Origin of the sequence: Staphylococcus sp. HMSC035D11, assembly GCF_001836075.1 — a bacterium.
GTDB lineage: Bacteria > Bacillota > Bacilli > Staphylococcales > Staphylococcaceae > Staphylococcus > Staphylococcus hominis.
In genome coordinates, this window is the sequence record NZ_KV827215.1 from 17419 (window position 1) to 30886 (window position 13468).

Below are 13468 nucleotides of genomic sequence, written 5' to 3' on the forward strand. Positions count from 1 at the left end.
CCTCCCTTATAGTACGCGTTGTCCGGCAGATTTTTGATCTCTAACATTAATTTCTAATTTTCTAACAGGCATTTCAGTAAAATGCTCAACATTATGTTTAATGTCAGATCTAATGCTTTCAGTTAATGATTTTACTTGCACATCATTAGGTACTAAGAAATCAGCTTTAATATCAATGTAAGAATTGTTTTTCTTATTGTAAAGTTTAGTAACCACGTTTGGTTGTCTGATTTCATCGTATTTAGTTAATGTATCGTATGCAGACTTTTCGACTGCTTTACGTGATACATAAATATGTCCATCATTATAATCTTTATAAAGACCTGGTTTTCTATATGTTGGTTTAAAGATGCTAAATACCAATATAATACCAATTAATACGAGTAAAGCAGATAAACCAATTAATAGTGGTTGGAACCAATTGAATTGTAAGAAATAGTCTTGATAACGCTTAATACGACTATCATCTATGTACATAAACAATAAGAAACCAACAATCGCAACTATTAATAGGCCAAGGATAAAGTTTTTAAATCTATGCACCTCTAAACACACCTCCTTAGTCATTGTTGAAATTATTTAATTATAAAATTTAAGTACCCTTTAAAAAATTTTTAAAACGTTAACATTAAAATTTTTTATTTAATTTTTTAAATTTATTAAAGTTTACCTTCTAGATTAAATATTCCCAAATTTAACACAATAAAAACCTATTTTTCATAATTATTTTCGTTTTTTTATATTATTCGTTTTTTTGTATTTTAAATTATCTTTTTTCATTAAAACATCTTTCTTTGATACCCGCGGATGATCTGAACTCAACGTTTTAAATAAAGACCATATCATAAGAATAATAACTACGGAAAATGGGAGTGCTGCAATAATTAATAAGTTCTGAATTGCTTGTGTTCCTCCGGTGTAAATCATTATCATCGCAAATAAGGCCATAATAATACCCCAACTTACTTTAACGAAAGAGTTAGGATTAATATCTCCTTTACTACTTAACATTCCAAGTACATAAGTAGCCGAATCTGCAGAAGTTACAAAGAAAATCATAACAACGATTAAAGTAACAATACTTAATACAAATCCCAATGGAAAATGCTCTAAAGTGGCAAATGTTGCAGTTTCTGCTGCTTCTTTAGCAATATTAGCAATTCCACTATGCTGAAGATACACTGCTGCTCCTCCGAACACTGCAAAGAAAAAGAAAGATACAAGAGCTGGAGCAAATAACACTCCTAAAATAAATTCTTTAATTGTTCTACCACGTGATACACGTGCAATGAATATTCCTACAAATGGTGCCCAAGACACCCACCATGCCCAGTAAAATATAGTCCAATTTTGTACCCATTGAAATTTTGCGCCACCATCCATTGGAATACGCAAACTCATACTAAAGAAATTAAAAATATAATTTCCTAATCCGTTAGTAAATATATTTAAAATATATAAAGTAGGTCCTACTAGAAATAATCCTATTAATACAATAAAAGCTAAAATCATATTAATATTACTTAAAGTTTTTATTCCCTTATCAATTCCGGACCATGCAGACCAACTAAATAAAATAGTTGCAATAATAATAATGATGACTTGTGTGCCGAAATGACTCGGTACTTTAAACAAGTAGTGAAGACCTTCATTAATTTGTAAAGCACCAAAACCTAAGGTAGCTGCTACACCTGTAACCGTTGCAATAACAGCTAAAACATCTATAGCACTTCCGATTGGTCCTCTCATTCTTTTTTCTCCAAAAATTGGAACAAGCGTTGCGCTTACTAAACCTGGATACCCTTTATGAAAATTAAAATAAGCAAAAACTAATGCAACAATGCTATACACTGCCCACGCATGAATTCCCCAATGGAAGAAAGCAAACTGGAACGCATCATTAATTGCTGCTTGTGTACCAATTTTATGTATAGGCGTTGCTTTATAGGCATGACTAACTGGCTCAGCTGTAGTCCAAAACACTAATCCTATTCCCATTCCTGCACTGAACAACATAGCAAACCAAGAAAGTAATGAAAATTCTGGCTCTTCTCCTTCCACACCTAACGTAATGGATGCATATCTTGAAAATAATAAGTATACGCAAATAAAAAATATAATTAAAACTAGTAAAAGATAATACCAAGAAAAATTAACTGCAATAAACGATGTAATATTTTGCGTGATTGCTTCTAATTGCTTAGGTAATATCGCTCCATACACTACAAATAATGTACAGATAGCTAATGCAATCCAAAATACAATGCTTATAGATTTTTTTCGCATTATATTATTCTCCTTTCTGATAGTTAGAAATTCTATACCCTATTCATGTTATATCTAACGATATATTGGAATTTTTATAATTAATCAAATTGATATATTATAAAATAATAAAAACGCCTCTTAATGTCTTATTTATAGACACTAAGAGGTGTTAAATCATTCTCTATTCTTCTACATTTATAACAAGTTTTCCTATCATGGAATTGGATTCTAATATTTGATGTGCTTCATATAAATGTTCTGCTGTTAAGCCATTGATGACTTTTGTCGTTGTATTTTGATACGTACCATTCTCAATTTTTTTAGCAATATCCTCTAAATAATAATGATGTTTAATCATGTCTTCTGTTTGAAAAATAGGTCTTGTAAACATAAATTCATGTGTAAAGGAAACACTTTTTGTTTTTAATAAATTTAAATCTTGTGATCCTTTAAAAGCTACAATCGTAGCAACATGTCCTCTTGGTTTCACTATATCTATCATTGTTTCATAATACATGTCTGTATCAAACGTGCAAAATACGAAATCTACCGCTTCAATGTGCTGTTGTTCTAATTGAGATTTTAAATCTTCTTTATGATTGAGTACGATATCTGCCCCCATCTTTTTTGACCAATCGATTGTTTCTTGACGTGACGCAGTTGTAATGACTTTTAGACCATATGCCTTAGCAATTTGAGTCGTAATGCTTCCAACACCACCTGCGCCATTGATAATAAGTAATGTTTTCCCTTTATTTTGATTTGGATTCTCTGAAATTTTAAACACATCAAATAAAGTTTCTGACGCTGTAATACCAGTTAACGGAAGACTAGCAGCTTGTTCTGCCGAAAGATTTTTAGGTGCTTTTGCGACTAATCGTTCATCAATAAGTTGATATTCCTGATTTGAACCATGTTGATTAGGCGCACCAGAATAAAATACAATATCGCCTTCCTTAAACATTGTAACCTCTGTTCCAGTTTTTTGAACCGTCCCTACTGCATCAAAACCTAAAATTCTCGGAGAATTTTTAACTTCAGTAAGGCGTTGTTTTGTATCAACCGGATTTACACTTATACTTTGTATTTTAACAAGCAACTCTCTAGAAGATGGCTGGGGCATATCTAATTCAAATGGTTCAAATACATTTCCTTCTTCTAATTTAAATGGTTGTTTAAATCCTATAGCTTTCATAAGTATATACCTACCTTTTACTGAATTTTAAATTATACATTCTCTGACACTTTAACGATCTGTTTGCCAAAGTTTTCACCTGTAAATAAGTTTCTGAACGCTTTTGGTAAATATTCAAATCCTTCTTCTATAGATACTTTTGTTTTAATTTTTCCTTCTTGTATCCACGTTGCCAGTTCTTTACTTGCATGTTCAAAGTCATCGGAAAATTCCGCTACCAAGAAACCACGCATCAGTGCTTGATGTTTAATTAATGTGCTTTGTACACGTGGACCTTTTTCTTGTTCAGTATTATTATAATTAGAAATCGTACCGCAAACAGGAATACGTGCATGACGGTTGAGATGTTTCATAACTTCATCGGCTATTGTGCCACCTACATTTTCAAAATAAACATCTACGCCATTCGGTACGGCTTTTGCTAATACTTCTGCAAAATCATCCTTTTTATAATCAATGCCTGCATCAAAACCCAATTCTTCTGTTAGATAATTCACTTTTTTATCTCCACCAGCTATACCTACTACTGTAGCACCTTTGATTTTAGCAATTTGACCAACCACAGCACCTACTGCACCAGAAGCTGCTGAAACTACTACAGTGTCGCCTTCTTTTGGTTGACCAATCTCTAATAAACCGTGATAAGCTGTTTGACCTGTCATACCTAACGTACTTAAATATAAATAAAGTGGTACATCTGTATTAGATATTTTACTTACATTCTCTTCATTTACTGTATTAATACGCTTCCATGGTAACATACCTACAATAATGTCATCTTCATTAAATTTTTCAGAATTTGATTTAATAATTTTGCCTACAATGTGACTTTGAATAGGTTCGCCAATTTTAAAAGGCTCCACATAAGAATCAGCTTGAGTCATTCTTCCACGCATATATGGATCGACAGATATATATAAAGATTCAATTTGAATTTCATTTTCTTTCGGATCAACTATGTCAATATTTTCATATTTAAATGTATCATCTTGGGGCATACCTTCAGGATATTTTGCTAATAAAACTTGCTCATTATTCATTATAAAAGACTCCTTTCAGTATTCAAAAACAGTGTCATATCACAAACAATTTTATCGCAATTCAACTGCTTTCACTTTATAATGTCTAGTATGATAACACTTAATACTTTATTATACCAAGCAAAGTGAGGTCTTAAACTTGAAATTAAGTATCTTAGACTATGTACCACTCTTTGAAGGTGATACACCACAAGAAGCTTTAAATCATTCAATTGAACTTGCTCAACTATCAGAGAAACTTGGTTATGCACGTTATTGGGTAGCAGAACATCATCAAGTTCCTTCTGTTGTATCAAGCGCTCCTGAAATCGTAATGGCTATGTTACTTGAACATACACACTCTATTCATATTGGAAGTGGCGGTGTGATGCTCCCCCATTATAGTGCTTACAAAGTTGCAGAACAATTTAAAATTATGGAAGTCAAACATCCTGGCCGAATTGATATGGGAATTGGGCGATCTCCTAGCTTCAAAAATGTAAACGAAGCGCTAAATGAATTTAAAACTCAAAAACCCAAACTATCTCAACAAATAGATGATTTGAACAAATACTTTACGAATGACACTATTCATTCACATCGTTTCAAAACTTTAGAAGCCACTCCATACACAGAGCATTCACCTGAGATGTTTATTTTAGGAATGAGTGAACAAAGTGCTGAGCTTGCCGCAAAAAAAGGCTTACCTTTTGTGATTGCTCATATGGGTCAATCGCACGCAAATTTAACACATGTCATTCAACATTATAAATCGCGTTTTACAGAGTATCATGGTCATTCGCATTCACCCTATATTATTTTAGCTACTTTTGTCGTTACGGCAGAAAATGAATTAATGATTAAGCAATTAGTAGATGCATTAAATTTGTGGTTAATACGTATTAACTATCTTAAACAACCTAAAGTATATCCTTCTATTGAAACAGCACAGCAACGCCATTATTCTGAAAGAGATCAAGAAAAAATAGAAAAAAATAAACGTCGAATGATTAGTGGCTTACCACATGAAGTAGCTCAGCAGTTAATACAATTACAAAACGAATTTGAAGTCGATGAAATCATGATTCTTCCTAATGTATACGGACATACTCATCGAACTAAATTAATTGAACTTATAGCTCATGCTTGTCTAGATAATTAGGAGAGTCAGTATTATGAATGCTCCTAATTTTTATTTGTTTCATAAACTTTAATGTTTTCATTTGCAACATCTTTATTTTCATGAAGTTGGCTATGTTGAGTCGTTGATTCTATATATTAAGAATTTTTATACATTTTTGGACTTGCTTCTAACAAAGATTTTAATGGCCAAGACGAGCTATTAGATACTTTAACGTCAAAATGCATACCATTTTAATTATCTTCATAAATGTTTAAATCTTCTATTTGTTTACCTTTATAAATAGTTTTTAATCCAAGTCACTTTTTATCATCTTCACTCATTTTGTTTGGTTTGCCATTTTGATCAACTTGAATTTCATTCACCTTTTCATTTAAATTAAGAACGCCATTATATGTTCTAACAATATTGACTTCTTTTTTAGTGTCAGAAATGGTGGATGATTACCATCATTTTTCATAAAATACGTGAAAGATAAATACTCTATAGAATGTACGAGAAAATTATACTCCTTATTTTTTAATACTAGTATCTCAATAAAATAAGAAACAGGACAGAAATGAAAATTTCTGTCCTGTCAAATTTATAAAATTACTTAATTTCTTTAGATTCAGCTAATGCTTTATACCAATATGCACTTTTTTTCGGATAACGTTCTTGTGTGTCAAAATCAACGTAGAATAGACCGTAACGTTTTTCATAACCATTAGACCATGAGAACACATCCATAAGTGACCATAAGAAATAGCCTTTTACATTGGCACCATCACGTATCGCATCAGCAATGACTTCAAGATGTTTTTTAACATAGTCGATACGTGCATCATCATCAACTGTCTTACGTTCTTCGTCGAATTCATCTTTATAACCAAGTCCGTTTTCAGTAACATAAATTTTGTGATAGTTAGGATAATCTTTTATAACACGCATAATTTGATCATAAAGACCTTGTGGATAAATCATCCAATCCCAATCAGTACGAGGAACATCTATGTCAAATTCACGTTGTCCTACACCTTTAAGTTGATACTTAGAGCCACCTTTATCTCCAGTAGCATTGTGTGTAATTTCTGATTCTCCTTCATATCCTCTCATCCAATCACTCATATAGTAATTGATACCTAAGAAGTCATTTAAATCTTTTGCAGCATCTAATGTAGCATAATCTTCATCGGTAATATCTAATTTACCGCCATTGACAGAAAGAATATGTTGTACACCTTCCATAGTTTCACGAGAATATTTTCCTAAATATGTTGCATCTAAGATAAATTTATTATGAATAATATCTTCAAGTTCTGCTGCTCTTACATCTTCCGGATTTGAAGGATCATATGGATACTTAGTTGGTAATGCATGAACTACTCCAATTTCCCCATTATATCCATTATCTTTAAATAATTTAACTGCTTTTGCATGTGCGACCATCATATTATGATGAGATTGGAATACTTTTGCAAAATCATATTTAATTCCTGGTGGGAATTTACCGACTAAATACTGGCCATCACCAATAGGACCAATTTCATTAAAAGTAGTCCAATAGTTGACTTCAGTAAATTCTTCAAAGCAGAATTTTGCATAGTCTACAAAATAATCAATCGTTTTACGGTTTAAGAAATCTCCATCACTGTGAAGTGTTTCTGGAGTATCAAAATGATGTAATGTAACAAACGGTTCAACGTGTCGTTTATGACACTCTTTAAATAAATTGTGATAGAATTCTACACCTTTTTGATTAACTTCTCCATAACCTGTTGGAAAAATTCTTGACCACGCGATAGATATACGGATACCATTAACACCAAATTTTTCACTTAATTCTAAATCAACTGGATATTTATGATAAAAGTCACTTGCAGGTTCAGCTGTATACCAATAGTTTTCTTCTAGATAAGTGTCCCAGGCTACACGACCTTTTCCGTCTGTTTGAGTCGCACCTTCTGCTTGATAAGCTGCTGTTGCACCACCGAAAATAAAATCTTCTGGTAATTTTTTCATTATACTTTCATCTCCTAATTATTTTTCAAATTGTTGTTGAACGAAGTCTAATGCTGCTTTGCCATCACGAGTTAAGTTAATGTATTCAACACCTTGAGTTTTTGCTAATTTAATACCTAATCGATCTGTATCTTGTTTTATATCTTCATAGTTAGAAGCAACTTGAGGCGCTAAAATAATTAATTGATAGTCTTTCATAATATCCATATGTGCACCATAACCACCAGCTGCCGCTTTTACAGGTACCTGATATTCTTCAGCAGCCTTGTTTAACGCATTTGCAAGTAATCCACTTGTACCGCCACCGGCACATAAGACTAAAACGTTAGTTTGTTCGTTAATTGAATTTGATGACTCTTTAGCCGATACTTCCTCATCGGAAGGTGCTGGTTCAGTTGTTATCGCTTCATTTGCACCAGCAGTTGCTAAAATTGCATCTGCTTTTTTCGTATCAAAGTTTGCTGATACTTTTTCTTTTAATTCATTATTTACTTCTTTATTGCCTCGTTCTTCTTCAAGAATTTGTTCATCATATACTTTTAAAAATGGATAATAAATCATAACGTCAACTACGATTAATACAATCGCTAACACAAATGACCAAAAAGCAAAGCCTGTACCCATCACAATACCAAGAGGCCCTGGTGTCGTCCATGGTAAGAAGATGCTAAAACTATTCATTTTAAGTACATCAACAAAGAATTTAAAGATCCATACGTTTACTATTGGTGCAAAAATAAATGGTATGAAAAATACTGGATTTAATACGAGTGGTGCACCAAATAAAATTGGTTCATTTACTCCAAAGAATGTTGGTACAACCGATGCTCTACCAATGGCTTTATTTCTTTTTGATTTAGTTAACCACATAAACATAAATGGTACGACTAATGTAGCACCGGTACCCCCCATAGTTGCAACGAACATTTGTGTACCAGGTGTAATAATTTTATCTGCATGTTCTCCTGCTTGAATCAAATTTAAGTTTGTTTCAAGATTTGCATAAGTAATTGCAGCAATTGCTGGTTCAACAATAGATGGACCATGTATACCTACAAACCAGAAGAATGCGAAAGCACCGAAGATAAGTGTGACACCAATCCAGCCATCTGCCGCAGTAAATAATGGTTCAAAGATTTTTAATACGGCGTTCGCTACATTTGTATGAATAAATGTTCTTGATAATAAATCTAATGCATAAATAATGATAATAACCGCTGACAACGGGAAGATATCTTTAAATACCTGGGAAATATTTGGTGGTACTTCTTTAGGCATTTTTATTGTAATATTTCTTTTAATAAAGAAATTATAAACAATTACGGTAATAAAGGCTGAAATAAAGGCTGTTAATAATCCTTTTGTGCCCATAAATGCACTTAAAAATCCACCCTCTTTAATAGGATCTGCTGCTAAGAATAAAAATCCACTCATCGCAGCCATCATTGTAGAAATAAAGTTAATTTGATTGGTTTTATCTAATTTCCTGTTGTAGGAATCGGTTAAAGACTTAGCTGTTGTTCCAGCTACAATCAAACCAACAATTCCCATGGTTTAGTTTGTACTTTTTATATGTATTTCTAACTGTTTATAAACGTTGATATATCAGTATTTTATAGTTACTTTATTTTTATAGATTGCTATTAATTTTTAAATAACGTATTCAAAACGTATTCAAAATAAAAAACGCCACTCAATGAGTGACGCTTGAAATGAGATATCTAACTTGTCCGTGTGCTTATTTTGACTATATAAAACATTATAAAAAGTTATTGTTAAATATATTTTCTATTTTTTTATTAAAATCAATTTTTATTTTTTCATCGTATTCTAAAGGCTTCATTAATAATAATTCGTTAACGTTAATAGTATAATGACACAATTCTATTAAATATCCTTTAGAAAACATATTAATATTCATATATAATTTTTCATTCTTAACATATATATATTTGTCTAACAAATTAATAATTTGTTTTAATTTAAAAAACTCAGTCATATTACTTCTATCTCTTACATCTTCTAATAATAACTCATCAAATAATTTATATGCTCGGCTATTATCAATTAATATATCTCTTAATAATTTCAAATTTTTATAAGTATCTTTGTTTATATTAATAGAACTACTAAAAGATCGAGAAAGTTTATTGAATATATATACATACGTCCCGCTAGTCAAACTAGTTTTTTTTAATTGCTCTTTTACCTTCCCCGTACTAAAACCAAAATTATTATAGACTTCATTTAAAAAAATTCCTAAGACTTCCATATTAAATAATATTTCACTTTGAACAGATAATAAATCATCTACTTTTTGGATATATAATTGTCTTTCCATTGTGTGAATTGCATTTTTCCCAGAAAGTTTAGCACCAATATATGCCCCTAAAAATGTAGTAAATAGACCTAAAAAACTTAATGATATTGATAAACTATTCCTGCCCTCAATGCTATATTTGTTGAAAATATACTTTCCTATTACATCAATTAGGAAAGACAGTACAAAAAAAGATACTACTAATACAATAAACCAAATTACAAATTTTAAAATCTTCATTAAAAATCTCCATTAACTTTTTAAAATTCTATTCCTCAAATAATCCAAAGCTATAGACGATTATATAATAATTAATTTATTTGTTTTTTGTCTAAATAATTAAGAAGATTATAAAAAGGACTATCCTCATTTTCCATATCCAAATAGTTATCTATTCTATTAGAAGGAAATACATAAATTTTCATACCATCATGAGATTTCTGTATAAATTCAAAATCATACTTTTCATAAAACCAACTAACTTTTTCAAAAGCTTGCAGAACAATCATTGAAAATGGCAATGTTTCAAAGATGGATTGTAATTTTGTAAATAATAAAAAAAAGAGTAAATCACTATACTTTGCATCTAAATTTTCACTATCAATTTTTTTACCTTTAAAATTATCATCAATACCGAAAAAATTTAAATATACTACTATATATACACCTTCATGTTTTTCTTTATTTTGATTAATTCCATGTCTCTTTTCTACACTTTTAAGGTTTAATTTTTTTTGCTTATTTTTTTGAATTTTATAAGTATTGAGTGACAAAGTAAAATAACCCACTATTTTCTCATCTTCTATGAGATAGTGGGTATTACTTACTTGATTTTCAATTTTTGCATCTTCCCACGCGTGTTTATTGAAATAATCTTCAAGACCCTGTTCTATGCGACAATTATAAACTGGTATATCTTTATACTCTTTTTCTCTTATGCTAACAACATTTAATTCTTTCATATCAATCTAACCACTAAAATACTATTCTTTTTATATTTTTGTGTGGGAATATTTTTTTAGCTGGCTTATTACCTTTTTCAATACTTTTATTAATTCTATCAATAACATCTACACTAGGTTTTTTCAAAATCATATCTTTTTCATCGGGTATTCTTACAGCCATTGTTTTCACTCCTCCAAAACAAATTTCCTTTATTCTGTACTATTAATATACCTCAAGTGTTGACACATGAAAACATTAAAACTCAAATTTCAAAAAATAAATTTTGTACAACAATTAATAAAAGCCGTCATAATAGGTTTTATACATTATATATTTTTTTAAAAAATATACTAATGATTATTCATAAATTAATATTAATTAAATTATTAAATATTCATTTTTTAAACCACATTGCTAAATCGACAAGCTGGTTAATGCTGCAATCCTAAATTAGGACTGCACCCGTGTATTAACATTTATCTAAATCGAGAATGTACCTATGTATCGAAGCGGTTATTGTATTCACTTACCTAACATTACATGCAGCGACACATGGGGGAACGTTTTGTTCACTCATCTATGGGGTAGCGTTTCACGACCCCATGAATAAGGGGGGAACGTTTCGTTCAGTCCTTATTTAGATCAACTAATAAAGGGCGTCGTGTTTCCCTACTCCCTTTTATACCTGACTGAACAAATTGTTCATGCAGCTAACGTCACGAATGGTTACGTTAGTATAATACAAACGTAATTGTATTAATTGAAGCGGCTATATGTTAATATAAGTTATAGACAACATTTCTTTCATTGAACTTAGTCTTACTAGTCATGAACTAGTGAGACTTTTTTCGCATACAAAAAGGGGCTTTACGCCCCCTAAAGAATTATGCTATTTATGAAAGCTTTTAAAATGTTGAGATTGCCTAAACATACAGTATTTTCAATGGAGAAGAAATACTTAGTGGAAAGGAAAGAATCGCCAGTTAGACAATCTCAATTATTATTATTACACACTAATTTTTATTTAGCCACACTATTATAATAAAAATCATTAGTTTGTATGTAATAAAGTAATAAAAACGTTTCACTTCTTACTTTTCATCTACACTCTCACTTACTCTGACATAATCTAAGTTGAGAGTGCTTTTTTATACAAAAAAGTGACTAACCAATTAAGGTTAGCCCCATTGTAGTTGAGATAGAGTTAAAACTCTATATGTACGTAAAGAAATTAGAGGCCTTAAACCTCTTTTGCTATTATCTCATTATTTATATATTTGTCTACAATAAAATAAAAAGCTATGCCCAATGGACATAGCCAAGAAAAAATGACTCACATATAGAAAAATATAGAAGTGCTTCATAAGGGAACAACTTCTAATGTCATTATACGCATTAAATTTATTAATTGTCTACGACTTTCACAACATCTATAAAATATTTACATTCTCACTCCCCAGATTTGGGGAATGAAATTCGCTATTAGATCATTACACAAGCTGCGTACTCAAGTTGAATACGCAACTATCAGTAATTATTTATCCTCTTTTTCTTTTCTTCTCTTACTTAATTTATATATCAAATAAATAACTACAACCGTAATCGTAAATAAGTCAAAAGACGATAAAAGTGATCTACTAAAAGATTGCTTTATCCAAAAGAAGCGGATTAGAAATAATAAAATTGATTGTATTATTAAAGCAAAGAAAATATTAAGGATTGGTTTATCTTTAATGAAGTTATACACAATATAAACTATACAAACAATAGTTATGATTAACATTAAAGCTTTTGCCATTGCTAATACTCCTTTTTAACTTTACATTAGCATACCATTGTACTATTTGTATTTTAATAGTTTCATTGCTCAAATTTAGATTGTGAGATTCACTGCGCACATTTGCGCCGTGAGATCGTAAATCATAAACGTGTGCTGCGTTGCCATTTTGACTACGCAGAGAAGCCACAAACGGCTTTTCAGAATTAGATAACCGACATTTCGGTTTTCTAATGCACTAACTTAGTGCGTCAGCTATTTAATTGATTAATAAGTCTATATTTGAATTTCTGATACGGTAACTTGGCGTATCAGCATTTAGAAGCGGAATACAACTTTCAATATATTCACTTAACCCAAATTTGGTTTCAATAAATGTACTTATATTAATACGCTCATATTTGAGCCAATTAAAAGAAACGTTAATAAGTCCAATTATGGACATATTTAACCGACCCACATTTGGACTGGTTAAACCACTTCCCTATTTTAAGGTACAGGTTACAAGTGGACTTTTAAGTCCGTTTGTTATTGTGTAAAATGTAAGGTTTTGACAGGTTATAAATAAAAAGACTGCATCCAAAGGATACAGTCATTTTAAAGGATACTCGATTTTGAGTAGTAATTTTAGTAGCTACGGTTATTATCTTATAAAAGGCTCTAAATGTAAATAGAAAACGCTTACTTTTATAAATAAACGTCACACTTACATTTATTTTCATCTTAGTATTAACATCAAAACACGAAAAAACTCGTTTCTAAAACCAAACTCAACCTAAATATAATTCCTTAATTTTTTTCT

General features: G+C 30.8%; 10 protein-coding genes and 1 pseudogene. 1 reads left to right on the top strand and 10 read right to left on the bottom strand.

The genetic code is table 11. The features are described from left to right. Window positions 1-6: 6 nt before the first annotated feature. The 4 genes from amaP to HMPREF2647_RS00750 form a co-directional block, all read right to left on the bottom strand. Complete coding sequence (gene amaP / locus HMPREF2647_RS00735) at window positions 7-543, bottom strand: alkaline shock response membrane anchor protein AmaP (RefSeq protein WP_002448415.1); 537 nt, start codon at window positions 541-543, stop codon at window positions 7-9. Between the two features lie 180 nt (window positions 544-723). Next, the gene (locus HMPREF2647_RS00740) at window positions 724-2286 is read right to left on the bottom strand and encodes a BCCT family transporter (RefSeq protein WP_061544505.1); all 1563 of its coding nucleotides are present in this window, start codon (window positions 2284-2286) and stop codon (window positions 724-726) included. Between the two features lie 163 nt (window positions 2287-2449). Beyond that, a complete protein-coding gene (locus HMPREF2647_RS00745) occupies window positions 2450-3463 on the bottom strand; it encodes a zinc-binding alcohol dehydrogenase family protein (protein ID WP_019835196.1) in 1014 nt (337 codons plus the stop codon). A 32-nt stretch (window positions 3464-3495) separates the two neighbouring features. Next, window positions 3496-4503 carry an NADP-dependent oxidoreductase gene (locus HMPREF2647_RS00750; RefSeq protein WP_070813363.1) on the bottom strand — a complete coding sequence of 336 codons (1008 nt, stop codon included), beginning with the start codon at window positions 4501-4503 and terminating at the stop codon, window positions 3496-3498. Between the two features lie 139 nt (window positions 4504-4642). Here HMPREF2647_RS00750 and HMPREF2647_RS00755 point away from each other — a divergent pair, with 139 nt between their 5' ends. Continuing rightward, complete coding sequence (locus tag HMPREF2647_RS00755) at window positions 4643-5644, top strand: LLM class flavin-dependent oxidoreductase (protein ID WP_019835194.1); 1002 nt, start codon at window positions 4643-4645, stop codon at window positions 5642-5644. Between the two features lie 570 nt (window positions 5645-6214). On the opposite strand, the gene lacG is transcribed toward HMPREF2647_RS00755, so the two are convergent. From lacG to HMPREF2647_RS00780, 6 genes and pseudogenes are all read right to left on the bottom strand, one after another. After that, window positions 6215-7627 carry a 6-phospho-beta-galactosidase gene (gene lacG / locus HMPREF2647_RS00760; RefSeq protein ID WP_025987241.1) on the bottom strand — a complete coding sequence of 471 codons (1413 nt, stop codon included), beginning with the start codon at window positions 7625-7627 and terminating at the stop codon, window positions 6215-6217. Window positions 7628-7642: 15 nt separating this feature from the next. After that, a pseudogene (locus HMPREF2647_RS00765) lies at window positions 7643-9178 on the bottom strand (PTS lactose transporter subunit IIBC); the annotation flags it as partial. Between the two features lie 205 nt (window positions 9179-9383). Then, complete coding sequence (locus tag HMPREF2647_RS00770; RefSeq protein ID WP_070859305.1) at window positions 9384-10184, bottom strand: hypothetical protein; 801 nt, start codon at window positions 10182-10184, stop codon at window positions 9384-9386. 71 nt (window positions 10185-10255) lie between these two features. Further along, the gene (locus HMPREF2647_RS00775) at window positions 10256-10906 is read right to left on the bottom strand and encodes a hypothetical protein (RefSeq protein WP_070859308.1); all 651 of its coding nucleotides are present in this window, start codon (window positions 10904-10906) and stop codon (window positions 10256-10258) included. Window positions 10907-10919: 13 nt separating this feature from the next. Beyond that, on the bottom strand, window positions 10920-11069 hold the full coding sequence (locus tag HMPREF2647_RS11245; protein WP_176746902.1) for a hypothetical protein: 150 nt from the start codon (window positions 11067-11069) through the stop codon (window positions 10920-10922). Window positions 11070-12423: 1354 nt separating this feature from the next. Further along, window positions 12424-12687, bottom strand: a complete 264-nt coding sequence (locus tag HMPREF2647_RS00780; protein ID WP_070859311.1) for a hypothetical protein — start codon at window positions 12685-12687, stop codon at window positions 12424-12426. Window positions 12688-13468 lie beyond the last annotated feature (781 nt).

Excerpts from the sequence above, each read along its gene's own strand:
- HMPREF2647_RS00750 (WP_070813363.1), bottom strand. The coding sequence starts at position 4,503 with ATGAATAATGAGCAAGTTTTATTAGCAAAATATCCTGAAGGTATGCCC.
- HMPREF2647_RS11245 (WP_176746902.1), bottom strand. The coding sequence starts at position 11,069 with ATGGCTGTAAGAATACCCGATGAAAAAGATATGATTTTGAAAAAACCT.
- HMPREF2647_RS00745 (WP_019835196.1), bottom strand. The coding sequence starts at position 3,463 with ATGAAAGCTATAGGATTTAAACAACCATTTAAATTAGAAGAAGGAAAT.
- HMPREF2647_RS00770 (WP_070859305.1), bottom strand. The coding sequence starts at position 10,184 with ATGAAGATTTTAAAATTTGTAATTTGGTTTATTGTATTAGTAGTATCT.
- HMPREF2647_RS00740 (WP_061544505.1), bottom strand. The coding sequence starts at position 2,286 with ATGCGAAAAAAATCTATAAGCATTGTATTTTGGATTGCATTAGCTATC.
- HMPREF2647_RS00780 (WP_070859311.1), bottom strand. The coding sequence starts at position 12,687 with ATGGCAAAAGCTTTAATGTTAATCATAACTATTGTTTGTATAGTTTAT.
- HMPREF2647_RS00775 (WP_070859308.1), bottom strand. The coding sequence starts at position 10,906 with ATGAAAGAATTAAATGTTGTTAGCATAAGAGAAAAAGAGTATAAAGAT.